Raw genomic sequence first — 24,273 nt, 5'->3', positions numbered from 1 at the left:
AACACAAACAAGCCACTCCCCCTCTTGCCCACAACAACAAAGGGCACGATGCTTTAACCCGTCCTCCCCTTGAGAAATGCCATGGGAAACGTCCTGAGATTCTCGCTGCTGAGCCTTTCGCTGCTGATCGCGGTCAATGCCTGGGGACAAATCCCCAGCCTGGCCAAATGCACCCGCAGCGCCAATCTGCTGGCCTGCGTGGATGCCGACGGCAATGCCTACAGCGTTAACACCGTCGGTAGCACGATCTACTTGCGCGGCTTTGAAGTGGCCGGTAAACGCTATTGGGCGCAGACCAATAGCCGTTATGGGCAACTGACGTTCTTTACCGGCCTCGCGTCCGATGGCGAAGCGTGGGTCGGCTACAACCGCCGGGTTGGCTGGACAACCATCAATCGGTTCTCCAGCTCCGGGGGCAGCAGCGCGAAGTTCACCTGTAGCCGGATGACCGGTTGCTAGGCCTGTGCCTTTTTCTGCTCCTGCTGCCAGGCGATGTAGCTGTTCATCGGCGGATTTTTCTGGAAATAGCGCTGCAAGCCATCGAATAAACCATCCGCCACCGCCTGCTGATACCGCGCTGTCACCAGTCGCTGGCTGTCGCGGGCGTTCGAGATGAAGCCGGTTTCCACCAGAATCGAGGGCACATCCGGCGACTTCAACACGGCGAAACCCGCCTGTTCCACACGCTTCTGATGCAGCGTGGTAATGCCCGCCAGACTGCCGAGCACCGTGTTGCCCAACTGCAAACTGGCGGCGATGGTGGCGTTCATCGACATGTCGAGAATCACCCCGGCGAGCATCGGATCCTTGTCCTTGAGATTGAGCAGGCTGGTGGCGCCCAACAGGTCCGCGCCGTTCTCCCGTTGCGCCATGAAGCGCGCCGTGGCCGAGGTCGCGCCGCCTTCGGACAGGCAGTACACCGACGCACCTGAAGCCGTGAGACGCGGTGCCGCGTCCGCATGGACCGAAATGAACATATCGGCCTTGTGCTTGCGGGCGATCTCCACGCGCTTGCGCAGTGGGACGAAAAAGTCGTCGTTGCGCACCAGTTTCACGTCGAAGCCCTTTTCACGCTTCAGCCGCTTGGCCAGCAACTGGGCGATCGATAGCACCACGTCTTTCTCCCGCTCGCCTTTGGCGCCGACCGCGCCCGGGTCTTTGCCGCCGTGACCAGGGTCGACCACCACAATGATGTCGCGCTTGGGGTGAGCCTTGTCGGTGATGGGTTCGCGTTTTTCCGACGGCGCCGCCGCGATCTGTAGCGGTGCAATGGCCTTCAGATCAAGCACCAATCGGTGCCCCTGCCCATCCTGTGGCGGCAGCAGGAAACTGTTGAGCTGCACCGGGCCGCTGAGGTCGAGGACGATCCGCGTGTCACCCTGACCGAAATGCCCGGAACGGATCGCGCGAATCACCGAGTTGTCGAGCGCCAACTGACTGAAGTCGCCACTGAAGTTGGCGCCACTCAGATCGATGATCAGCCGCTCCGGAGCACTCAGGGAAAAGGTTTTGTATTGCACCGGTCCGCTCAGATCGAACACCAGTCGCAGCTTGTCGTCCGAACGCCACAGTCGTGCATTGCGAATTTGCGTGGCCGACACACCAAAAGGTAACGCAAAGGCTGCGCTGGCCAGAATCAGGTTGAGCAGGTGACGTCTGTGCATGATGAAAACTCGTTCACGAAAAAGGCATCGTCGATTTGATTGTTATAATATAACATGCCAAATCAACTCCCACGATGGACCTGCTCATGAATGCGCTGACTCTGCCGGATATCGCCGCGCAGGCCTCACGCCAAGCCCTGCCACTCGATTGGGTGGGCATGTGCGGTATTGCTCTTCCTGTTTTGTTCGATGGCCAGCGATTGAGTGCAAAGGCCGACGCTGGCGTTAGCCTCGACGATGGAGAGGCGCGTGGCATCCATATGTCGCGGCTGTACCTGGCGCTGGAAATGCTTGAGCAGGAAAACCTTTCACCCGCGTTGTTGCGGCGAGTCTTGCTGAGTTTTCTCGAGACTCATGAAGGACTTTCCCACAACGCTTACCTAAAAATTCACACCGAACTTCTGCTCAAAAGACCCGCGCTCGTCAGTCCGTTGGCCGGCTGGAAAACCTATCCAGTGAGCATCGAAGCGAGTCTGAAAAACGCGATGTTCCACGTGGAACTAAAAATCGACGTTCCATATTCCTCAACCTGTCCGTGCTCAGCAGCCCTCTCGAGGCAGTTGATTCAGCAGCAATTCGTTGATGACTTCGCCAATCGGCCATTGCAACACGCAGACGTTCTGGCTTGGCTCGGTTCCACGAAAGGCATCATCGCGACGCCGCATAGCCAACGCAGCAATGCACAATTGCAGCTGCGTCTGGATGACTATCTGGATGACCTGCCGCTAATCGCCGCGATCAACGACGCGGAAGCAGCCCTCGGCACTGCTGTGCAAACCGCCGTGAAACGCGCCGACGAACAAGCTTTCGCCCTCGCCAACGGTCAGAACCTGATGTTCTGTGAAGACGCCGCGCGACGCCTGAACCTGGCCCTGAAACGCTCCCCGGGCATCAACGCCTTTCACGTGCGAGTCGTCCACGCTGAAAGCCTTCACGCCCATGATGCCGTCGCCGAAAGCCGCTGGAACTGGGAGGCCGCATGATCCGATGCCAAGCCTTGCGCTGGGGCGCACCCGGTCAGCCGCTCACTCCAGCGGTTGATTTCGAATTACCCAAGGGGAGTCTGACCGCCGTCATCGGCGCCAACGGGTCGGGCAAAAGCAGCCTGCTGAAAGTCATCGCCGGCCTGCAAAAGCCACTGGCCGGCAACGTCGTCCTTGATGTTCCACGCAAGGGTGGCCTTTCGTTCCTGCCTCAGCAACAACATCTGGACCGACAATTCCCCATCAGTCTGCAAGAGTTAGTGGCTGCCGGTTTCTGGGGCAACAAACAAGCACCAGAGATACGCTGCCAGCGCCTCAAGTCTGCGCTGGAAGACTGGTGCCTGACCGGTCTGGAGCATCGCCCGTTGATGGCCCTCTCCGGAGGCGAATTGCAGCGTGCCCTGCTCGCCCGACTGAGCCTCGCCGAAGCGCCTTTGTTGCTGCTCGACGAACCCCACGCCGCACTCGACGAACTCGGCCAGGCGCTGCTCTGGAAACACATCCACGCCTGGCATGCCGATGGTCGGACCCTGGTCGTGGTGTGTCACGACCTGGCCGCCGTGCGCCAACAGATTCCACAAGCACTACTGATCAAAAGCAGCGGCTGCGTCCTCGGTCCCAGTACCGAGTTGATTCGCCAACGACCTCAGACGCAGGTGGCTTGATGATCGCCGCTGCTCACCTTTGGCAACCGTTTCACGAATTCGTATTCATGCGTCGGGCACTGCTTGGTGGCCTTGTTCTGGCATGTAGTACGGCGCCGCTTGGGGTGTTTCTGATTCTGCGACGCATGAGTCTGATCGGCGATGCAGTGGCTCACGGCATCTTGCCCGGCGCCGCATTGGGCTTCTGGTACGCAGGGGTGAGCCTGCCCGCGCTGACTATTGGCGGCCTCGGTGCCGGCCTGAGCATGGCCGGACTGGCCGCCTGGATTACCCGTCGCACCGGCTTGCGGGAGGACGCGAGCCTGGCCGCGATCTACCCGATATCGCTGGCCAGCGGCGTGCTGATCCTCGGCATCGCCGGCAAGCGGCTGGACCTGTTGCACCTGTTATTCGGTTCGGCGCTGGCGGTCGATGGCCCGACCTTGACCGGCATGCTCTGGGTCTCGGGCTTCAGCCTGATCGCCATGGCCCTGATCTACAAACCACTGTTGCTGGACACCCTCGACCCGCTCTTTCTGCAAACCGTCAGCCGCCTCGGGCCGCTGGCTCACGGGGTATTTCTGACGTTGGTGGTGCTGAACCTGGTGATCGGTTTCCAGGCTATCGGCGCGCTGATGGTGGTCGGTTTGATGATGCTGCCGGCCGCCGCTTCTCGCTTCTGGAGTCGTCGTTTGCCGGTGCTGATCATCATCGCCGCGTTGCTCGGCAGCCTCTCGGTCTGGCTCGGATTGTTGCTGTCGTTCTACTACTCGCTGCCCAGCGGCCCGGCAATCATGCTGGTGGCTGGCGGTTGGTATCTGCTGTCCGTGGTGTTCGGTCCGGTACACGGTTTGCTGCGCCGCCCGCCTTTGCTCACATCCCCATGAGGTGTAACCCGATGCGCGCTTTACTCGTGCTATTCAGTCTGATGCTGTCGATGTCGCTGTCTGCCGCGGAAAAACTCCAGGTGATCACCAGCTTCAGCATCCTCGCCGACATGACCCATCAGGTCGGCGGCGACCATATTCAGATCACCAACATGGTCGGTCCGGACGCCGATGCCCACACCTACGAACCGACGCCGGACGATGCAAAGGCATTGCTCAACACCAGACTGATCATCAAGAACGGGCTGGGTTTCGAGCCATGGCTGGACCGCCTGGTGACCAGCACCGAAACCAAAGCCCCGGTCATTAACGCCAGCCACGGCGTCATTCCGCGCTCGCTGGATGAAGACGGCGAAACCATCCCGGACCCGCACGCCTGGCACAATCTGGCCAACAGCGAGTTGTACATCAGCAACATCACCAAAGCGCTGATCGCCGCCGACCCTGCCAACAAAACCGACTACGAACACAACAGCCAGGCCTATCTGAAAAAGATCTACACCTTGCTCGCCGAGGCCAAAGCCAAGTTCGGTTCGCTGCCGCCGGGCAATCGCAAAATCGTCACCTCCCATGACGCCTTCGGCTATCTCGGTCAGGCTTATGGCATCGACTTCATGGCGCCTCAAGGTCTGTCCACCGAACGCGAACCTTCGGCCGCCGAAGTCGCTGCGCTGATCACACAGATCCGTCAGGCCAAGGTCAAAGCGGTGTTCATGGAAAACATCAAGGACACGCGCCTGCTCAAGCAAATCGCTGATGAAAGCGGCGCGCATATCGGTGGCACGTTGTACTCCGATGCCCTCGCTGCAACTGGCCCGGCCAGCACCTTCATCGGGTTGTTCGAATACAACCTCAACACCTTGTACGAGGCGTTGAGCAAGCCATGATCCGCAAGAATCCTTCAGGTGATCTGCCGTTGATTGCGGAGTCGGCGTACGTGGATAAAACCGCAATCATCTGCGGCAAAGTGGTGATCGGCGAGAACGTCTTCGTCGGTCCCTACGCGGTGATTCGCGCCGATGAAGTGGACGACTCGGGCGAGATGGAAGCAATCACCATCGGCGCCAATTCGAACATCCAGGACGGCGTGGTGATCCACTCCAAATCCGGCGCGGCGGTGACCATCGGCGAGTTCAGTTCCATCGCCCACCGCTCCATCGTCCATGGCCCCTGCACCGTCGGCAATCGCGTGTTCATCGGTTTCAACAGTGTGCTGTTCAACTGTGCGGTGGGCGACGGTTGCGTGGTGCGGCACAACTCGGTAGTCGACGGTCGTGACTTGCCTGACGCCTTCTACGTGCCCTCCACCACACGCATCGGCCCAAACACCGACCTGTCACAGTTCCCACCAGTCAGCGTCAGCGCCTCGGAGTTTTCCGAAGACGTAGCGCGCACCAACGTCGATTTGGTGYGCGGCTACAAAGCCCTGCAGAACGAGTTCTGACCATGAGCAGCGTACTGATTCGCAACGCCCGGCTGGTGAACGAAGGTCGGGATTTCGACGGTGATCTGCTGGTAAGCCACGGTCGCATCGTAAAAATCGCCAGCAGCATCGAAGGCGAAAAAGCCGCCGTGGAAATCGATGCCGACGGTCAATGGCTACTGCCAGGCATGATCGATGACCAAGTGCATTTCCGTGATCCAGGAGCACCGGACAAGGGCAGCTTCCATACCGAGTCCCGGGCGGCGGTGGCCGGCGGCATCACCAGCTTCATGGACATGCCCAATACCTCGCCGGCCACCCTGACCCTTGCCGCGTTGGCAGACAAGAAGCGTCGAGCGGCAACTCACTCAGTGGCCAATTACGGTTTTCATTTCGGCGTGAGCAATGACAATCTCGATACCGTCGCCGCGCTCAATCCTTGCGAAGTGGCCGGGGTCAAAGTGTTCATGGGCGCCTCCACGGGCAATATGCTGGTGGACGATCCGCGAATTCTTGAGCGATTGTTCGCCGAGGTGCCGACCCTTTTGTTGGCCCACTGCGAACACACGCCCAGCATTGAAGCCAATGCGGCGAAGCTGCGAGAGCTGTTCGGCGAGCACCTTCCGCCCACCGCTCACCCGCTGATCCGCAATGCCGAAGCATGCTTTCGTTCCTCCTCGATGGCCGTTGATCTGGCCAGGCAACATGGCACCCGGCTGCACGTTTTACACTTGACCACAGCCCGTGAGTTGGCGCTGTTCGAAGACAAGCCGCTGGCACAGAAACGCATCACCGCCGAGGTTTGCCTGCATCACTTGCTGTTCGATGACCGCGACTACCCGAGCCTCGGCAACCTGATCAAATGCAACCCGGCAATCAAGACCCAGGCCGACCGCGACGCCTTGCGCAACGCATTGTCGGGCAATCGACTGGACGTGATCGGTAGCGATCACGCGCCTCACACCTGGGCGGAAAAACAGCGCCCCTACAGCCAGGCGCCGTCCGGTTTGCCGTTGGTGCAACACGCCCTGCCCGCGCTGCTGGAGCTGGTGGCTGATGAGATCGTGCCGATCACCACCCTTGTGGCCAAAACCAGTCACCGGGTCGCCGATCTGTTTGCCATCCCCGACCGCGGCTACCTGCGCGAAGGGTATTGGGCCGACCTGGTGTTGATCAAACCCGAGCCCGATGGCGTAGCCGTTTCCCGGCAACCCATCCTTTCGCAATGTGGCTGGACACCCTTCGCCCGGCATTGCTTTCGCCACAGCGTCAGCACCACCGTCGTATCGGGGCAAATTGCCTGGCACGCCAATCGTCTACATGACAGCTGCCAGGGTTTACCCCTGCGGTTCATGCGCTAACACACGTCTGGAAGACTTCGAGAACACCGACATGATCCACATCACCCTGCCTGACGGCTCCTTGCGTGAATATGACCAGCCGCTGTCTGTGTATGAGGTTGCTGCGAGCATCAGCCTCGGCCTGGCTAATGCGGCGGTCGCGGGTCGGGTGGACGGTGTGCTGGTGGACTGTGGATTCCTGATTGAGTGCGACGCCCGGGTCGGTATCGTCACGTCCCAGGAACCCGACGGTCTGGAGATCCTTCGCCGTTCCTGTGCGCTGTTGCTGGCCATGGCCGTCAAACAGCTGCATCCAAATGCGCAGTTACGGGCCGGATCGGCGCTGGGTGACGGCTTCTTTTATGAGTTTGCTTTCCAGCGATCATTAACCCTGGCCGCGCTGCCAGTGATCGAAGCACGTATGCGCGAATTGGCGGCAACCAACCATTCGATCCGCCGGCGGGAGCAAACGCCAACCGAAAGGCTATCGCTGTATCGTCTGGGGGACTGCGAGGGTTTCGCGGCAGGCCCGCATGTTCCCACCACCAAGGTGTTGCAGGCCTTTGCACTGGACCACATCAGCGGCACGTTGCAGCAACGAATCTATGGCACGTGTTGGTCCAGCCAACAGGAACTGGACACCTGGCGAGCGCCACCCCAGGTCGTGGTTGTGAATATCGATGAGCGTCAGAGCGATTATGCGCACTCGGTGACCGAAGCGCTGCGCCGTCGTGGACTGCGCGCCAATTCGGACCTGCGCAACGAGAAAATCAGCCGCAAGATTCGCCAGCACAGCCAGAAAGTGCCATACCTGTTGGTGGTCGGAGAGAAGGAAAAGGACGGTGGGTTTGTCAGCATGCGCAGTGGCAGCGGGGAGGATTTCGGGGAGAAAGGGATTGAAGCGGTGTGTGAATTGTTGCATCAACCGAAGATTCGAAGTGACTAAGCGGACGCCTTCGCGGGTTAGCCCGCTCCCACAGGTATTGCGTATTACCTTGTGGGAGCGAGCCTGCTCGCGATGCTTTTAGGCTCTTGGCTTCACTGTGCCGCAATCCTGGCCCAACCACACAGCGCGAGTATCGAGGCTACCCTTCTGCTGTATGCCAGTGGCGTTGAAGGTGCCGTTGACCTTGGTGGTGAACTCACGATCACTCATAAAAGTGGCCACTCCGCTGCCCTGGGCTTTCGGACAGCTGAAACGGAATTTCCACTGGTTACCGGTGCGCTCGGTGATTTCCTGCTTGCAGCCCGATTGCGGGTCCGTCAGAGGGATATTGTCGGTCTTCACCTGCTCAGGCGTCAGGCACGCCCGAATCCCTTTACCGCCCATGGTGATGCCCTGCTTCTCCAGCTGCGCGCGCTGTGCAGGGGTCATCTGACTCTGTATCTGGCCGAGGATCAATTGCAGATCGGGCAGGTTCTGGTCATCGACCTTCATGTTGCTTGAAGTCATTTCCCACAAACCCGGTTGCAACATCTGCGCCTGGGCAGCCACAGGAAGTGTCAAACCAAACGCAATGGCCAAGCCCAGCAGACGAACGTTCATCGAGTAACTCCTGATCATTAGTGGCCGTTAGACGTCAGCCACGGGCTTCGGTTCATGAGCCAATTAAATAGCGACATTCTGCACGGAACATGGTCTGTTAAGCATTGAATCTTCAGGAGCAAGGCAGCCCCCATGGATTATTTTGGACCGCATGTATTCGGTTATCTGATCGCACTGTTGCACACACTGGGCTCGATCGCCGCCATCCATGCCGTGTTGACCGTTCGAACCGCTCAAGGCTCGATCGCCTGGGCCCTGTCACTGCTGTTCATTCCTTACCTCACGCTTATCCCTTATCTGGTCTTCGGCCGCAGCACCTTCGATGGTTACATCAAGGCCCGACGGCAAGCCAACGAGGAAATGCGCAAGGCCATCTCCGAACTGAACTGGCGCCCCTGGGTAGAAGAGGCACTGGCTGCGCGTGCCTCCAGCGCATACGCGTCTTTGCGGGCCATGCCGAAGCTGGGGCGCATGCCATGCCTGGCAAACAATGATGTGCGCTTGTTGATCGACGGCCAGGCCACGTTCGATGCAATTTTCTACGCCATCAGCAACGCCCGTGAAGCGGTACTTATCCAGTTTTTCATTATCCACGATGACCGCCTCGGCCAACGCCTGCACACCCTGCTGACGAAGAAAGCCGCCGAGGGCGTGGCGATTTACTTGCTCTACGACCGTATCGGCAGCCACTCCCTGCCCCACGAGTATGTGCAGCCGTTGCGAGATGCCGGCATCGAGGTCAAAGCCTTCGCCACCCGCAGCGGCTGGCTCAACCGATTTCAGGTCAATTTCCGCAACCACCGCAAGATCGTAGTCGTCGACGGGATTGTCGGATTTGTCGGCGGGCTCAATGTCGGCGACGAGTACATGGGCGAGAAACCACCCCTGGCACCCTGGCGCGACACCCACGTGCAAGTACGCGGGCCGGTGGTGGCCTGCATGCAGGAGTCCTTCGCCGAAGACTGGTTCTGGGCAGCCCGCTCGCTGCCCCCGCTGATCCTGCCGGACGTTTATCCAGATGAGGGCGTGCTCTGCCAATTACTGGCCAGCGGCCCGGCGGATTCCTACGAAACCTGTTCGCTGTTCTTCGTCGAAGCCATCCATGCGGCGACGGAACGCGTGTGGATCACCAGCCCTTACTTCATCCCCGACGAAGCGGTATTCGCCGCGTTGCGACTGGCGGTGCTGCGCGGTGTGGACGTGCGGATCCTGTTGCCGTCGCGACCGGATCACCGGATCGTCTACGCCGCTTCCAGCCTTTACGCCTTCGAAGCGGTACGTGCCGGGGTGCGTATGTTCCGTTACCAACCTGGATTCTTGCATCAGAAAGTGGTGCTGATCGACAGCGAAATCAGTGCCATTGGCAGCGCCAATATGGATAACCGTTCGTTCCGGCTGAATTTCGAAGTGATGTTGCTGACAGTCGACAGCGGATTTGCCGCCGACGTGGAACAGATGCTCAACGATGACTTCGCCCAGGCGCATGAAATCGCCAAAGAAGAAGGCCGGGAGACCCACCGCCTGCAACAGGTCGGCATGCGGATCGCCCGGCTTATTTCGCCGATTCTCTAGTTGTAGATGTCGTCGCGGGTCCATGGCAGTTCATGGCTGCCATCGGGATGGGCTTTCACCGCGAGGATTTGATGCAGGTTGATCCAGCCTCTGGCGAAGGCATAGGCACATCCCGCCAGATACAACCGCCAGATCCGTAGCGCCTGCTCCGGTACCAGTTTGGCCGCGGCTTCCAGATTGTCTTCCAGGCGTTCGCTCCAGTGGTCCAGGGTCCGCGCGTAATGCAGGCGCAGGCTCTCGACGTCGACAATCTCCAGCCCCGCTTCGCTGATCTCGGCCGAGATCATCGCCAGGTGCGGCAGTTCGCCGTTGGGGAACACATACTTTTCGATGAACTCACCAGCACCGCGCCCGACCGGACGACCGTCGGTGTGTTTGGCGGTAATCCCGTGGTTCATCACCAGACCGCCCTCTTTCACCGCGCCGAACAAGGTCTTGCAGTATTCGGCCAGATTGGCGTGGCCGACGTGTTCGAACATGCCGACGCTGACCACCTTGTCGAAACGCCCGTCCTGAGGCAGATCGCGATAGTCGAGCAGTTGCAGTTCGATCTGGTCTTCCAGTCCTTCGGCTTTTACCCGCTCACGAGCCAAATCCAATTGCGCTTGGCTGAGCGTGATCCCGAACACCTTCGCGCCGAATTCTCGCGCGGCATACCGCGCCAACCCGCCCCAGCCGCAACCGACATCCAGCAGATACTCCCCTGGCTGCAAGCGTAACTTGCGGCACAGGTGGCGAAACTTGGCTTGTTGAGCCTGCTCAAGGGTTTCACTGCCGGTCTCGAAGTAGGCGCAGGAATACGCCATGTCGCTGTCGAGCCACAGCTGATAAAACTCGTTGGAAAGGTCGTAGTGGTAGGAGATGGCTTTGGCGTCGGTTTCCTTGTCGTGAACCGAACGCACCGGTAGCGCCTCTTCGTCTTCGCTGATCAGCGCCTGACTCCATTCATCGCAGACACGAATCACCTCGCTGATGGAGCCTTCCAGCTCCAGTTTGCCTTCGACAAACGCCGTCCCCAGGGCGTCGAGGCTGGGATGGGTGAACTGGGTAACCATGTGTGGGTCCTTGACCACGATGGTGACACTGGGCGCCGGCCCCAGATTGAACTCATGACCGTCCCAGAGTCGCAAGCGAAGCGGTAACTGCAGATTCTGTAAGGCCGGTGGAAGTTGCGCGAGCATGAAAAGTCCCCCTTGTTTCAGACGTCAAATCTGAGGGTAGACCATCCTTGAAAAATAGCAGGCTATCGAATTAATAGCCTTTTTCTATTCCCGGTGTTGCCTGCAACACTGAAACCATCCAACGGGCGATCGTTGAAAATGACCGCCTTACCCTAGATGACTACAAATCCGGCACACAGTTCTGAAAAGTTGTAGACGCTCACACCTCATCCTTAAGCTTGAGTAGGGGTTCCTGAAAGCGTAGCAAACGTCCGGCATTACCGAGCACCAATAACGTACTCAAGTTGTGCAACAGTGCGGCAATCATCGCCCCCGCCACGCCAAGCCAGCCGAATGCGGCAAAGGCGACAATCGCCAAGGTCCAGCCCAGACCGATGATTACGTTCACCTGTAAAGTCTGCCGGCATTGGCGACTCAGGCGCACACAGGTTCCGAGCCGGCGCAGGTCGCTGCCGATCAGTACGATATCGGCCGAGGCCAGCGCGATGTCCGCGCCGCCCGCGCCCATGGCCACGCCGACCACACCGGCCTTCAGCGCCAGGGAATCGTTGATGCCGTCTCCCACCACCATCGGCCGGAAACCGCTGCCGATTTCTTTCAACACGCGATTGAGTTTGTCCTCGGGCAAGGCCTGGGCTTCGACATCGCTGATGCCCACATCCCGGGCCAGCGTATGAGCCACGCTTTGTCGATCCCCGGTCAGCAACAACTGACGACCCAGGCCAAGTTCACGCAACTCGCTCAGGGCAAACCGTGCCTCAGGTTTGACGCTGTCGGCGAGCAACAGCCAGGCGAGAAATTCACCGTCGAGGGCCAGCCCGGCAATCGGGCCATCGTGTTCGGGAACAGCTGAGGTGACGATGCCCAATTGCGCGAACAGCTCCGGACGACCGAGAGCCGCTTCGCCCTGCTCCGTCATCGCCACGACACCCAACCCCTGACGCTCGCGAATGTCAGAGAGCAGCAGAAAATGTTCCTGAGTGACCAACCCGGCCAACGCGCGGCTGACCGGGTGGCTGCTGGCAGAGCCAAGGCTGGCAGCGAGTTTCAGTACGTGACTGCGGTCCTCCAGCGGACTGTCGATCGATTGCAGGCGCAAGGTGCCGAACGTCAGGGTTCCGGTCTTGTCGACCACCAACGACGTCAGGTCAGCCAATTCCTCGAGGAACGCCGAACTGCGAATCAGAATTCCATGCCGGGCCGCCACCGCCACCCCGGCAATCGCCGTAGCCGGTGCAGACAACACCAGCGCGCAAGGACAGGCCGCCACCAACACCGCCAGCATCGCCTGGGCATCGTTGGTGACGAACCAGGTCACGGCGGCCAGCAACAACACCAGCACCATGTAGCTGCCGGCGTAGCGTTCGAGCAAACGGGTGATCGGCGGCTTGGAACGTTCGGCGTTTTGCATCAGTGCGATGACTTTGCCCAGTGTCGACTCGTGACCGGTGCGGGTCACTTCAATGCGCAACAGGCCATCAAGGTTGATCGCTCCGCCGAACACCGGCATGCCCACAAAGGCTTCTATGGGCACCGACTCACCGGTGATCGATGCAGTGTCGAGGCTCGCCTGACCGGACAACACCCGGCCATCGGCCGGCACGCGATCACCCGCACGCACCTCCACCAGGTCGCCGGCCTTGAGTGTGCCGTTATCGACTTCAACGACAGCGCCGTCAGCCTGAATCTTGCGCGCATGGCTGCGGGTCAGTTTGCCGAGGGCATGAATCGCTTCCTGTGAGCCGATCACGCTGCGCTCTTCCAGCACATGGCCGAAGATCATGATGATCGGCAGCAGTGCCGCAGTCAGCAGATCGCCAGTGGCCCAAGCGCCGAGCATGGCCAGGGCAATCAACTGATCGGTGATCCCGTGCAGGCTCGGATAACGCAGGCTGTACCACGCCGAACGCATGACCGGCACGGCCACCAGCAACGAAGCAAAACCCAGCAGCAATTGGCTGACCCCGGTCTGTTCCGGCAACGACCAGCGCCAGATCAGGCCGAGCGCAAGCAAGCCCAGTGCAAGCATGGCCAGGGTCAACTGGCGCGCGGCGCTACGTTGTTCAGCCGAGGACAACATGCTCGGCGCGGCGGCGGTTTGGGCAGTCATTGTGCAGCTCCCTGAATGATCAGGCGGGAATCGTCTTTCGGATCGACCGTCGTCACCGAACCGGCCTGGCCGAGAATCTTTGGCATCCGCTCACGGTAAATACGCAGCAGCATTTGCGGGTCGGTGCCCTGCTGTTGTGCCTGGGCCAGGCTTAATACTGTGGCGGTGTCGGTGGAGGCTTTGGCCAGGCGTTCGCTGGCCTGGGCGTGAGCCACTTGCAGCGTGCGGTCGGCTTGTTCGTTGGCGGACTGAGTCAGCTTCTCGGCTTCCGTGCGCGCATTGGCCACTGCCTTGTCAGCTTGCTGGCTGGCAGTTAACACGGCGTTGAACGCGCTCACCGCCGGGCCGGGCAGACTCGACTGCACATCGACCCGCGCCACTTCGATACCCAAGCCCTGCCCGGTCGCCGTCAGCTCGGCCAAGCGTTGATTGATGCCTCGCACCAGATCGCCGCGCAGACGTTCGCGACGTTCGGCAGCCTGATTGTCGGCACCGATCAGTTCCGGTCGAGCCACCAGAATGGTGTCCAGGTCTCGCGCCGCGGTGAGTGCCACGGCACTGCGCGTCACCAGTCGATCCAGAGCCGGCAACACATGCTCACCCTGAAGAACGAAGGCATAGGGCTCAGTGACTTTGTAGAACACCCGCACATCCAGCTGCACCATGCCCGCGTCACCGGTCAGCAGATAACCGGAGCCGGCGAGCGCATCGCTGATGGGTGTGGCGAAGCTCGCCACCCGGTCGGCCTGCAACGCGGCATCGGTGCGCAGCAGATTTTCCACTCGACGCTCGATCACCCGGTCCGCTGCCGGCAACAAAACCACCTGCTCAAACGGTCGCGGCCACGCCAACAGCAAACCGGAGTTTTGAATGCGATCCAGTGCACCGAAGTGCAGCACCACGGCACGATTCTGCGGGTCGATCTGCCGCACATTGGAAAATGCCCACGCCAAAGCAGCCAGCACGGTCACGGCGTAAAGCGCGAGAAAAGCCAAGCGCCCGGCCTGAATCCAGGGGCTGCTCAATTCATTTGTTCCACGTGGAACCAAACTCATGGCTGCGACCCGGACTTGTTTTCGAGCGTCGGTGGGCCGTCAACCAACACCCGGAAAGGCGCCGCATCGGTGCGCAAAATCAGTTTGGTGCCCGGTGCGACGATGGTGCCCAAGGTGTCGAGCGAACGCAGCAAATTGTAGAGCTGCGGTGAGCCTGCGTAGGCCCGGCCGTAAATCTGCGCGGCCTCGACGCGGGATTGGGCTTCGATGTCTGCGGCTTTTACCGTCGCATCGGCTTGCACGATTCGCGCATCACGCTCGGCCGCGGAGCGGATTTGTGCGGCTTCGCGTTTGCCAATAGCTGTGCGTTCAGTGGCGATTGTTTCACGCTCGGCGCGCATACGATCGACCGTCGCGGTGAGCGTCACCGACGGCAGGGTCAAACGCTCGATACCGACTTGCAGCACTCGCACGCCATAGGTGGTGAGCAACTGCTGATCAATCTGCTGACGCAGCTGCGCTTCGAAATCGGCGATGTGCACCTGGTTGGCGTCGGTGTTCACCAGGTTGGCCAGGTCGAAACTGCTGGCCGTGGTTTCCAGCGCCGAGCCGACAAAGGTACGAATCTGCCGCGCGGCTTCATCGGGTTGATTCTGCACGGCCCGCATAAAACGTTGCACGTTGTCCGGATCGCCCTGTACCTGCCAGGCCACGTAGGCTTGCACGATGATGCGCAGACCGTCGCGCGTGCCCACATCCTGCAAACCGCTGGAGGTGGTGCGCAGCCGCAGATCCACCGGGATCGCCGCCTCGAACGGCGCCGGCCAACGCCAGCCAAGCCCCGGCTCCAGCAACACCCGCGATGGATTGCCAAAGCGCGTAATCACCGTGGCCTCCCCCGAGCGCACTTGCACAAGGCTTGCCGCCGCAACGGCAAAGGCCACCAGCAGCGCCGCCCAGCCCATTCGCCGCCACGGAAAAGGGCCAGCTTCGTGTGGATCACCGTGGTGGTGGTGATGATGACCGTGGTGATGCCCGCCATGACCGTGATCATGGCCGGCGTGGTCATCGTGATCGTGATGATCGTGAATAGGCGTCGACTGGCTCAATGGGCGGCTCCTGGCTGAGCGGTATTACGCGACGGCGCAGGGTCAGCCGGCAGCGTGAATGTACGTAGGTCGATGGTCGGCGCATTGCTGCTGCCACCCAGACGGTGATCGAGAACCAGCAGCTTGGCGTTAGCCAGACCCTGGGTCAGTTGGCTGAGGTATTGCTCCAGTACAAAAGCCTGGCCGGCGCTGGAGTACGCCTTTCGCTCGGCGGCAAATTTCAGGTCGGCGGCCTGAGCGCTTGAGTTGATCTCATGCGCACTGGCCGTGGCTTGATCGCGAGCGATGCTGGCCTGCAATTGCGCCTGGTTGGTCGCCTCCGCTGCGGCACCGCGCTCGCGGGAGATCAATGCCTGGGCGCCAATTTGCGCTGCTTGAACGCCGTGATAGGCATTGGCAGCCCCCGCTGGCGGATGAATGGCCTCGACCACCGTGGCGAGAATTTCCACGCCGCTGTCGAGTTTTTGCAGATCCGCCTGCACGGCGCGGCCGATTTCTTCAGAGAGCCCTACCCTGTCTTCGCCGAGCAAACCGTCGAGGGTTCTTGAGGCGAAGTCATGAACCAGAATCCGGCTGGCGGTGCTGCGAATCAGCGTCGGCACGTCGGCGCTGTTGTACGTCGCGGCCAGAGCCGCTTGATCGCTCAGCCCGATGCGATAGACGAAGCGCACGTCCATGTTGACGATCTGAAAGCTCTGCTTGTCGGCACGGCTGCTGGCAATGACCTGGGATTTGTCATTCACATGGCTGGCGTCCCACAAGCGATTGGCAATGGCCGGTGCCGGGCCTTCGGCAGGTTCGGCCGCGACCGGGGCCGATGCTTCGCCCACGCTGGTGGCCAACTCATGGACGACGCCGTTCTCGACGCTCAGCACGCGACCCAGCGGCCACGGCAAACCGGCGTGCAAACCGGGCCCAAACACTTCCACCGGTTTGCCGAAACGTTCGTAGATGCCCCGCCCCTGTAGCGGTATTTCATGAATGCCAGTGAGCGACCAACCGACGATTGCCACCACCGCCAGCACCGGCAAAAACGCCCGGCGCATGTAGGTGAAGGCCCAGATTTGTCGCAGGTCGATACCGAAGCGATTGTGCAACTCGTGCTGCAATGCGAGCAGGGGCTGTGGCGGCCAGCGCAACATATCGGCGACGAAGCTTCGTGCCAGCAAGGTCGGTTCAAGCTGTTCACGACGGGGGCTGAACAGTGACAACACGGCGCGCAGCAACAACTCGATGGCGACCAGCCCCGGCAACAAGCCGATCAGCACCGCCAGACGCACCGGCCAGACGGCTGTTTCGCTACCGAACAACAGACACAAGGCGCTGAGCACCAGGCCAATAATCGCGACCCGCGCCAGCTGCGCCAACGACCCGGCTTCAGGCCATTGGGCGACATTTTCCTGCGCCAGTTGCCGCTCCAGTACCAGCAAACCGAACGCCAGCAGCAACGACAACGCCGCGCCGACACTGGCCGATAATCCCAACGCAGCGGGTGGCAAAGCGAGGTTCCAGACCTGCTCGATGCTGTACAAACTCAACAACGCCCAGCCACCAAGCCAGAGCGTCGGTGCACCGATCTGCCCCAGCAAACGCAGCCAACGCTGACTGATGCCGTCCAGCAACCGCTCGTACCAACCTTCGGCGACAACCACTTCTTCAGTGATAGCCACCGGCACCAACGCGGCCGGATTCATCGCTCGTGCACGCCACTGCGTTACCCACCAGGCCGACTGCAGACCGGCGACCAACACCAGCAAACCGGCGCTCTGATTGACTAGCAACGCGGGCCAGAGCGATTGCGGTGCAAACAGCCCGACAAAAAACGCCAGCACCAACCCTGCGGCCGCCAAGGCACCCAAACCGATTGCCCATTGGCGCAATCGACGTCCTTGAACGACCGCCTGCTGAAAGCGCGGCAGCCCTGCTATCTGTGCTCCATCGCCATCGAGATCGACTTGCATACCACCCCAGCCATTGCTCACATCACAATTCGTTACGATATAACGAAAATGGTGAAATTTTCGTCCTGAATCGTTCTATCTAAAAACGCTGAACCTGTCGCCAAGCTGAAGCCTTGACCGAAATGGTGAGAAACGCACATATTACGTTCGTAATTTTTTATTGAAGACTACTTTTTATCGATCCCGCCCCTCTCAATCCAGGAGTTGCACCATGAGCACCTATGACGTCGTGATTCTGGGCGCCGGCCCCGGCGGTTATAACGCAGCGATCCGCGCCGGGCAGTTGGGCTTGAAAGCGGCATGCGTGGAAGGCCGCGCCACCCTCGGCGGGACCTGCCTGAACGTCGGTTGCATGCCGTCCAAGGCATTGCTGCATGCCTCCGAGCTCTACGACGCGGCCATGGGGGCGGAATTCGCCAACCTCGGGATCGAGGTCAAACCTGTGCTCAACCTGACTCAGATGATGAAACAGAAGGATGAAAGCGTCACAGGGTTGACCAAGGGCATCGAGTTTCTGTTTCGCAAAAACAAGGTCGACTGGATCAAAGGGTGGGGCCATATCGACGGTCCGGGCAAGGTCACGGTGACAGACAGCCAGGGTGGCAAGATCCAGCTGAGCGCCAAAGACATCATCATCGCCACCGGTTCCGAACCCACTCCCCTGCCAGGCGTGGACATCGACAACCAACGCATCCTCGACTCCACGGGCGCGCTGTCGCTGGCTGAAGTACCGAAGCACCTGGTGGTGATTGGTGCTGGAGTGATCGGCCTGGAACTGGGTTCGGTATGGCGGCGCCTGGGTGCTCAGGTGACGGTCGTCGAATTTCTCGACCGAATCTGCCCGGGTGTGGATGCTGAAGCCGGTAAAACCCTTCAGCGCTCATTGAGCAAGCAAGGCATCCGCTTCAAGTTGAGCTCGAAAGTCACCAGCGCCATCTCCTCGGCGAGCGGTGTTCAACTCAGTGTCGAACCGGCCACAGGTGGCACCGCCGAGCTGCTGGAAGCCGACTACGTGCTGGTGGCTATCGGTCGTCGTCCTTACACCCAGGGCCTGGGGCTGGAAAACGTCGGCCTCACCACCGACAAACGCGGCATGCTCGCCAACAAGGGCCACCGCACCGAAGCCGCGGGGGTCTGGGTGATCGGTGACGTCACTTCAGGGCCTATGCTCGCCCACAAGGCTGAAGACGAAGCCATGGCCTGCATCGAGCAGATCGTCGGCAAGGCTGGCGAGGTCAATTACGACCTGATCCCCAACGTGATCTACACCAAACCGGAGCTGGCCAGCGTCGGCAAGACCGAAGAACAGCTGAAGGCCGAAGGTCGCGCCTACAAGGTCGGCAAATTCCCCTTCACCGCCAACAGCCGGGCGAAGATCAACCATGAAACCGAAGGCTTCGCCAAGGTACTGGCCGATGAGCGCACCGATGAAGTTCTCGGCGTGCATCTTGTGGGCCCGAGCGTCAGCGAAATGATTGGCGAATATTGCGTGGCCATGGAGTTCAGCGCCTCGGCCGAAGACATCGCCCTGACCTGCCATCCACACCCGACCCGCTCCGAGGCCTTGCGCCAGGCGGCGATGAATGTGGAAGGGATGGCGACGCAGATTTAGAGAAGTCAGAAAATCAGAAGATCAAAAGATCGCAGCCTTCGGCAGCTCCTACGCGCCTGTGGGCGCTGCGATCTTTTCGCTTTTTCAGTCAGGCAAATGCCCCAATGGCAACGCACCCGGCGTCTTCACCGTGTGAATTGCAAAGTTGCTGCGGATATCGCTCACGCCCGGCAATTTCAGCAATCGCCCGGTGAGGAAACGGTCATAGGCGCGCAAGTCCGGTACCACCACTTGCAGCAGAAAATCCGATTCCCCGGACACCAGAAACGCCGAAATCACCTCAGGCAATGCCGTCACGGCCAGGCGAAACGCTTCGGCTTGTTCATCGTTATGCCGTTCGACCTTGACCCCGACAAACACCGTCAGCCCAAGGCCCACTTCATCTCGATCGAGGTTGGCCTGATAGCCACGAATCACACCGGACTCTTCCAGCATCCGGACCCGGCGCAAACAGGGTGAAGCCGACAAGCCGATCTCGTCGGCCAATTGCACGTTGCTCAGGCGTCCGTCCCGTTGCAGCGCCGTGAGGATTTTGCGGTCGTAGGCGTCCAGTTTCATGATTTGGCAGATCCTGATGGTTCGATCATCACAAACTGGCAGGTTATGCCAAATATCGAAGCTTTAGAAGCTGACTACGCAACCACCTGCCCTGCCCCTCGGCCGTAGACTGAACCCACCAAATCGACAACGAATGGGGGCAACATGACAGAACTCTGGCTGTTTTTCATGGCATTGACAGTGGTGTACCTGTTGCCGGGCCCGGACATGATTCTGCTGTTGCAGACCGGCGCTCGTCAGGGCAAAGGCGCGGCGCTGGCCACGGCGTTGGGGCTGGGCGTGGCGCGTGGTTGTCATGTGGCATTGGCAGCGTTGGGTTTGGCGACGCTGTTCAGGACTGCCCCCTGGACCTTCGACGTGGTGCGCCTGACCGGCGCCGCGTATCTGTTATGGATCGGCATTCAGTGCCTGCGCACCACGATGCTGCCGAGCTTGAACGGTGCAGACGCAACGACCGATAAACCACGGTGGCCGGAGGCGATCCAGCGCGGTTTGCTGACAAACCTGCTCAACCCCAAGGCGCTGCTGTTTTGCTCAGTGCTGCTGCCGCAGTTCATCAACCCTCAAGCCGGACCGGTGCTCGCGCAATTTGCGACCCTGGGCATGATGCTGGTCGGCGTCGGCTTGCTGTTCGACAGCGCCTACGCGCTGGTCGGCGCTGCGTTGGGCCGTTGGCTGCAACGCAGTCCATCGGCCCAGCGGGTACAGCAGTGGTTGTTTGGCAGCCTGTTGATTGGTTTTGCTGTGCGGCTGACCTTTGTTCAACAAGCTTGATGACTATCGCGCATTGCGCTGGCGTCGGTTGATCAACACCAGCGCAATCGCGGTAAACACCACCACGCTGCCCATTTGCAGCCACTTTTTATACGGTCGCAATGCCGAGCGGACCGGGCTCAGCACCTGGGTAACGTAACGTTTGTCTGCGTTCTGGAAATCCGGATAAGGGCATTGGTGACCGAAGTTCACCGCCCAATCCACGTACGGCCCTTCCTTCACATAGCGTTGATAGAAGGCGCTTTCTTCTTCAAGGCTGGTGTTCCACCCCGCCGCCGCACACAGAACGGCCGCAAAAGCCTGACTGGTATGGGGCAAATTATCAGCAGCGCGGCTGGCCAACGCCGTGGCGACATAACGATAGTGGTAACGCTGATCGGGCTGTGCAGCGTTGGCCTGCTGACGCTGGACTTCATCTTCAGTCACTAATGGACCCACCTTGAGCTCGCTGCTCTCAAGGCTGTAATTACCGCCGAACGTGGCGTAATCCGGCGCCATTTCGTAGCCGAGAATTTCTATCCCCCACTCGCGCGTCAGCCAACCTGCGTTAAATAGAGCAGCAGCACGCTTGGTCGGCCACCAGGCAGCGTCCGCCTCCTGACGCAATTGCCCATACGCCTTGGCCTTGTTCTGCAAATCGACGTTGTCGAAGTAAGCCGGAGCCTCATCGTAACGCTCTTCACGCAATAAACGCCGCCCGAGCAGATTGCGCAGGCTCGCGGCCACCGGCAACGGCACATAATTGTCGCGATCCTGCTGGCTGAGCGGTGGCGGTGCCGGCACCTGGGTGTCGACGTACTGCTTGAGTTCATCGAGGGTCAGCACCCGCTCGGCCACGGTGGCCGCGTCGAACCAGTAGATACCCTGGCTGCGATAGAGCTGATCGAAGGCCTGCAGGTAATCCCCGCGTTGCAGGGCCAGAATCGCGCTTTCACCCTCGACCCGGCACTTGGGCTGGAGCGTTTCGTAATCCCAGTCGGGTGTCCGCCGCTCGCCCCAGGATTCGTTCTGCGGGAAGGCCTGGGCGGCTTTGGCATAGGCCGCTGCGGCGGCGTTTTTGTCGCCATCACGCACCGCCAGCTTCGCCCGCAACCACCACGCAAGGCCACCGTCACCAGCCTGTTCGAGGAAGGCTTTGGCGCTGGCGTAATCGCCCTGTTGATAATTCATCGCCGCCAGGCGATCGGCATTATCCAGACTGCCACGGATGCTGCTTTGCAGCAGTTTGATCAGTTTCTGTTCGTTCGGCGGTTGATCACCGAATGACCAGCCCAGTCGACTGATCAACGACGCCGTCACCAGTTGCTGCACCGCTTTGCCCTTGAGCAACCCGGCCAGTTGATCGTCGGGCATCGCCGCCAGATCCGCCATCAACAGCTTCAGCGAGGTGTAGCCCACCGCCGAACCGTGAAGGTTCTGCGTGGCGTAGAGTTGGATGGCGTTGTCCCAGTCACCCGCAGTGCGGGCCACTCGCGCTTCTTCACCGAGGCTGGCGACACCCAGTTCCAACGGGTCGCTGAAGCCGTCGATGCTCAGTTGACGGGTCTGCTCGAAGGCCTTGCGGGACTGAGCCATCAGGTCAGGGGTCGCGCCTGTTTCTGAACTCATGGCAAACAGCGACCGGCCCAACGAGTACGCCGCCCAGGTGCTACGCAACGGGCGTTGTTCCGCCGGCAGCGCCAGCACTTTCTGGAAGTAGTCGGCGGCCAGGCCATGGTCACCGGCGTTGAACGCCACGGCGCCAGCCAGATAGAGCCTGTGCTCTGGCGGCAGATTCGCGCCTTGCTCTTCAACCTGACGGGCATCGGTCAGGCTGCGCAGTTGTTTCACCAGCGCTTGCTGCTCAGGCGTCAGACCGGCCTGTTCAGCGGTATCGCGCTGATGGGTGTAATCAGGCGCATCGCCGTAACCGTCCCCCGGAATGTTGGTGGCAACGGTGACATTTTTCAGTCCCGCGATGGCATGCCCCAGGCGGTTTATCTCAAGGTTGAAGTTGCCTTCCGGCAGTTCCGCCAGCGACTGGCCACGGTTGTCCAGCAGGCGCATGGGGAAGTCCGGCCCGCAGGCCAGCGCCGAACCCAATGGCAGGCTGAGGCTCAGGCAAAGCACATGGCGGGGCCAGTTACGGGTAAACATTCGAACCTCCTTGATCAATGTGTGCGCAGCGTGCCCAACCGATGACGCGCTGCCCGCCGGCCGGAATTCGACCGTCACGCAGGCGGGTGAAGGTAAGCAGATCCGGGCGCTGTTGCAACGCATAACCGGCCAGCGCATCGGCGCCTTCACAGCCCTGCACCGCCAGCGTCAGGCGTTCGGGCCAGGCACTGTCGAGGTTGCCTTGGTTGCTGAGGCTGATGTCGTAGAGGCCGTCCTGCGCCGAGAGTTTCAGCCCCACATGACTGTCGAGCGTATCGCCGCGCGCCACAGCGCCCAGCGTCGTCAGGCTCCAGGCCCTGCGATCATTGGCCAGGGGCAGGCGAAACCAGATCAGCCCGGCCAGATGGGCCGGTGGATCGGCGCGCAACTCGGCGCCGAGCTTACTCAGTTGCTGCGGGTCTGCCAGCAACTCCCGACGTTCGCCGCCTCGCTCGATGGGCACTTCGCTTTCCACGACCGGCGCGCCCTCAGCCCCCGGCAACAGCGCCACGCCATAAGCCGGCAGCGCCAGATAAAACGGTTTCGATGTATTGCGACTCCAGGCCCTGGCCCACTGCCGTGTCTGATCCGGGTCGAACAGCCCACGCCGTGGATCGCTCACCGCGTGCACCTGCAACACGCTGCTGTCGACCGTTGCCAGCAACGCCGGCAATTCAGAACTGTCGAGCCAGGCCGGCAACGCGGTGATGCTCAGTGGCAAGGACGCCGGCAGAACGCCACGCAAATGGGTGAGGAATTCGCGGTAGGCCGGTAGCCGGGCGTTGCCCGCATCATGGTCGATTTCCAAGCCGGAGAGGGTCAGCCCCTGCCCTTGCCAATCGCTGAGCACCTGCTGGATCTGCGCCGTGACCTCGTCCCGGTCCAGCCCGTTGAGCTGGCCATCCAGACGAACCACCGCAATCAGCGGTCGGCCATCACGCTTGAGCAGCGCCGGATCGATCCGCGCCCGGCTCCAGCCAGACTGTGGAAATGCCTGCAAAGCCAGCACGCGCAAGGTCGAGAAATCGCTGCCGCTGTCGCGCAGCGCGGCGTCATGGGCCGGCGTCCATTGCCGTTGCCAGACATAGAGTTGCTGATCGAGCGGCGGCTTGTCCGATTGCTCGCAACCGTTGAGCAACACCGCTGCCAGCAAAACGATCAAGCGTGTGAAAAAGACCATGAACACCAATCCCTGAAATGCAAAAAGGGCCTCCCAAGGCCCTTTGTCACTCTGCTCGTTACCCTACTCAGCTATCAGCTTGCGGGCAATGATCACCTGATTTTTCGCCACTACCGCTCCCACATCAAATCAGCTGTGTGGCGCAGGTTTTGGTATGGCGACGTTATCCAGCATCCGGTTCACCGCCAGTTCCGCCAGCATGACGATCTGTTGAATCGCCATCGCCGTATGCCGATGCGGCCCTTCCAGATACCCCGCAAAATCACTCGCCATCACACTGGCCTGGGCCAACGATTCACAGGTATGGGCCAACAGGTCTTCGTCTTTGATATCCGGCGCAACCATAAACATCGTGCTCGGCTTGCGGGCGACCGGTGCTTTGAGGGCCGAGGGGTTGAGGTAGTGATCGAGCGCGCGCTCGGCGGCTTCGTTGAGCTTTTTTGAATTGGGGGATTCGTAAGGGGAAGTGCTGTCCGCTTCGGGCGGATTTGGTGTCGGCTTAAACATGGCAAAGATCCTTAAAGAGATGGAGCTGCCATTTTTCGTTTTCCAGACGAAAGGGGTGGCAGCTGTACGCGGACTGGAAAAACCGGTAAAG

General features: G+C 60.5%; 22 protein-coding genes. 11 read left to right on the top strand and 11 right to left on the bottom strand.

Annotation, left to right across the window (positions count from 1 at the left end; translation table 11 throughout):
* Window positions 1-81 precede the first annotated feature (81 nt).
* On the top strand, window positions 82-459 hold the full coding sequence (locus AC1D2Q_RS03675; protein ID WP_477812293.1) for a glutamine synthetase: 378 nt from the start codon (window positions 82-84) through the stop codon (window positions 457-459).
* Here the strand turns inward: AC1D2Q_RS03675 and AC1D2Q_RS03670 are convergent.
* Complete coding sequence (locus tag AC1D2Q_RS03670; protein ID WP_477812292.1) at window positions 456-1,664, bottom strand: N-acetylmuramoyl-L-alanine amidase; 1,209 nt, start codon at window positions 1,662-1,664, stop codon at window positions 456-458. The two genes, AC1D2Q_RS03675 and AC1D2Q_RS03670, sit on opposite strands and share 4 nt — an antisense overlap.
* 86 nt (window positions 1,665-1,750) lie before the next feature.
* Between AC1D2Q_RS03670 and folE2 the strand changes: the two genes are divergently transcribed.
* From folE2 to AC1D2Q_RS03635, 7 genes are read left to right on the top strand one after another with little or no spacing between them, the layout of a single operon-like run.
* On the top strand, window positions 1,751-2,647 hold the full coding sequence (folE2, locus tag AC1D2Q_RS03665) for a GTP cyclohydrolase FolE2 (protein ID WP_477812291.1): 897 nt from the start codon (window positions 1,751-1,753) through the stop codon (window positions 2,645-2,647).
* Window positions 2,644-3,312, top strand: coding sequence for a metal ABC transporter ATP-binding protein (locus tag AC1D2Q_RS03660; protein ID WP_477812290.1), 669 nt, complete (start codon window positions 2,644-2,646; stop codon window positions 3,310-3,312). Before folE2 ends, AC1D2Q_RS03660 begins: the two co-directional genes overlap by 4 nt.
* Window positions 3,312-4,178: a metal ABC transporter permease gene (locus AC1D2Q_RS03655; RefSeq protein ID WP_477812289.1), complete on the top strand. Its 867-nt coding sequence runs from the start codon at window positions 3,312-3,314 to the stop codon at window positions 4,176-4,178. Before AC1D2Q_RS03660 ends, AC1D2Q_RS03655 begins: the two co-directional genes overlap by 1 nt.
* Window positions 4,179-4,189: 11 nt before the next feature.
* Window positions 4,190-5,065, top strand: coding sequence for a metal ABC transporter substrate-binding protein (locus AC1D2Q_RS03650; protein WP_477812288.1), 876 nt, complete (start codon window positions 4,190-4,192; stop codon window positions 5,063-5,065).
* Window positions 5,062-5,622 (top strand): gamma carbonic anhydrase family protein, encoded by a 561-nt coding sequence (locus AC1D2Q_RS03645; protein WP_477812287.1) that lies wholly within the window; start codon window positions 5,062-5,064, stop codon window positions 5,620-5,622. The genes AC1D2Q_RS03650 and AC1D2Q_RS03645 overlap by 4 nt, the downstream gene beginning before the upstream one ends.
* A 2-nt stretch (window positions 5,623-5,624) precedes the next feature.
* Complete coding sequence (locus AC1D2Q_RS03640) at window positions 5,625-6,962, top strand: dihydroorotase (protein ID WP_477812286.1); 1,338 nt, start codon at window positions 5,625-5,627, stop codon at window positions 6,960-6,962.
* Window positions 6,963-6,993: 31 nt separating this feature from the next.
* Window positions 6,994-7,887 carry a His/Gly/Thr/Pro-type tRNA ligase C-terminal domain-containing protein gene (locus AC1D2Q_RS03635; protein WP_477812285.1) on the top strand — a complete coding sequence of 298 codons (894 nt, stop codon included), beginning with the start codon at window positions 6,994-6,996 and terminating at the stop codon, window positions 7,885-7,887.
* 78 nt (window positions 7,888-7,965) lie between these two features.
* Here the strand turns inward: AC1D2Q_RS03635 and AC1D2Q_RS03630 are convergent, their stop codons facing one another.
* The gene (locus AC1D2Q_RS03630) at window positions 7,966-8,487 is read right to left on the bottom strand and encodes a DUF3617 domain-containing protein (protein WP_477812284.1); all 522 of its coding nucleotides are present in this window, start codon (window positions 8,485-8,487) and stop codon (window positions 7,966-7,968) included.
* 132 nt (window positions 8,488-8,619) lie between these two features.
* Between AC1D2Q_RS03630 and cls the strand changes: the two genes are divergently transcribed.
* A complete protein-coding gene (gene cls, locus AC1D2Q_RS03625) occupies window positions 8,620-10,059 on the top strand; it encodes a cardiolipin synthase (protein WP_477812283.1) in 1,440 nt (479 codons plus the stop codon).
* Here cls and cfaB read toward each other — a convergent pair.
* The 5 genes from cfaB to hflK (AC1D2Q_RS03600) form a co-directional block, all read right to left on the bottom strand.
* On the bottom strand, window positions 10,056-11,240 hold the full coding sequence (gene cfaB / locus AC1D2Q_RS03620) for a C17 cyclopropane fatty acid synthase CfaB (RefSeq protein ID WP_477812282.1): 1,185 nt from the start codon (window positions 11,238-11,240) through the stop codon (window positions 10,056-10,058). The two genes, cls and cfaB, sit on opposite strands and share 4 nt — an antisense overlap.
* Before the next feature lie 199 nt (window positions 11,241-11,439).
* Entirely contained in the window at window positions 11,440-13,350 is a 1,911-nt protein-coding gene (locus AC1D2Q_RS03615) for a cation-translocating P-type ATPase (protein WP_477812281.1), read from the bottom strand.
* Window positions 13,347-14,405, bottom strand: a complete 1,059-nt coding sequence (gene hflK, locus AC1D2Q_RS03610) for a protease modulator HflK (protein WP_477812280.1) — start codon at window positions 14,403-14,405, stop codon at window positions 13,347-13,349. The genes AC1D2Q_RS03615 and hflK (AC1D2Q_RS03610) overlap by 4 nt, the downstream gene beginning before the upstream one ends.
* Entirely contained in the window at window positions 14,402-15,454 is a 1,053-nt protein-coding gene (gene hflC / locus AC1D2Q_RS03605) for a protease modulator HflC (RefSeq protein ID WP_477812279.1), read from the bottom strand. The genes hflK (AC1D2Q_RS03610) and hflC overlap by 4 nt, the downstream gene beginning before the upstream one ends.
* Window positions 15,451-17,415: a protease modulator HflK gene (gene hflK, locus AC1D2Q_RS03600; protein WP_430954537.1), complete on the bottom strand. Its 1,965-nt coding sequence runs from the start codon at window positions 17,413-17,415 to the stop codon at window positions 15,451-15,453. Before hflK (AC1D2Q_RS03600) ends, hflC begins: the two co-directional genes overlap by 4 nt.
* Before the next feature lie 211 nt (window positions 17,416-17,626).
* Between hflK (AC1D2Q_RS03600) and lpdA the strand changes: the two genes are divergently transcribed.
* Complete coding sequence (gene lpdA / locus AC1D2Q_RS03595; protein ID WP_477812278.1) at window positions 17,627-19,027, top strand: dihydrolipoyl dehydrogenase; 1,401 nt, start codon at window positions 17,627-17,629, stop codon at window positions 19,025-19,027.
* Window positions 19,028-19,111: 84 nt separating this feature from the next.
* Here lpdA and AC1D2Q_RS03590 read toward each other — a convergent pair whose 3' ends face one another.
* Entirely contained in the window at window positions 19,112-19,585 is a 474-nt protein-coding gene (locus AC1D2Q_RS03590) for an Lrp/AsnC family transcriptional regulator (RefSeq protein WP_477812277.1), read from the bottom strand.
* 144 nt (window positions 19,586-19,729) lie between these two features.
* Between AC1D2Q_RS03590 and AC1D2Q_RS03585 the strand changes: the two genes are divergently transcribed.
* Window positions 19,730-20,359, top strand: coding sequence for a LysE family translocator (locus tag AC1D2Q_RS03585; RefSeq protein ID WP_477812276.1), 630 nt, complete (start codon window positions 19,730-19,732; stop codon window positions 20,357-20,359).
* 3 nt (window positions 20,360-20,362) lie between these two features.
* Here the strand turns inward: AC1D2Q_RS03585 and AC1D2Q_RS03580 are convergent, their stop codons facing one another.
* From AC1D2Q_RS03580 to AC1D2Q_RS03570, 3 genes are all read right to left on the bottom strand, one after another.
* Entirely contained in the window at window positions 20,363-22,495 is a 2,133-nt protein-coding gene (locus AC1D2Q_RS03580) for a hypothetical protein (RefSeq protein ID WP_477812275.1), read from the bottom strand.
* Window positions 22,482-23,675, bottom strand: a complete 1,194-nt coding sequence (locus tag AC1D2Q_RS03575) for a DUF3142 domain-containing protein (protein WP_477812274.1) — start codon at window positions 23,673-23,675, stop codon at window positions 22,482-22,484. Before AC1D2Q_RS03575 ends, AC1D2Q_RS03580 begins: the two co-directional genes overlap by 14 nt.
* Before the next feature lie 129 nt (window positions 23,676-23,804).
* The gene (locus tag AC1D2Q_RS03570; protein WP_477812273.1) at window positions 23,805-24,182 is read right to left on the bottom strand and encodes a DUF6124 family protein; all 378 of its coding nucleotides are present in this window, start codon (window positions 24,180-24,182) and stop codon (window positions 23,805-23,807) included.
* Between the last annotated feature and the right edge of the window lie 91 nt (window positions 24,183-24,273).

The organism is Pseudomonas sp. P1_A1, from assembly GCF_056406935.1.
The sequence above is the reverse complement of the archived record's forward strand: the minus strand, read 5'-3'. Positions and strand labels throughout refer to the sequence as shown.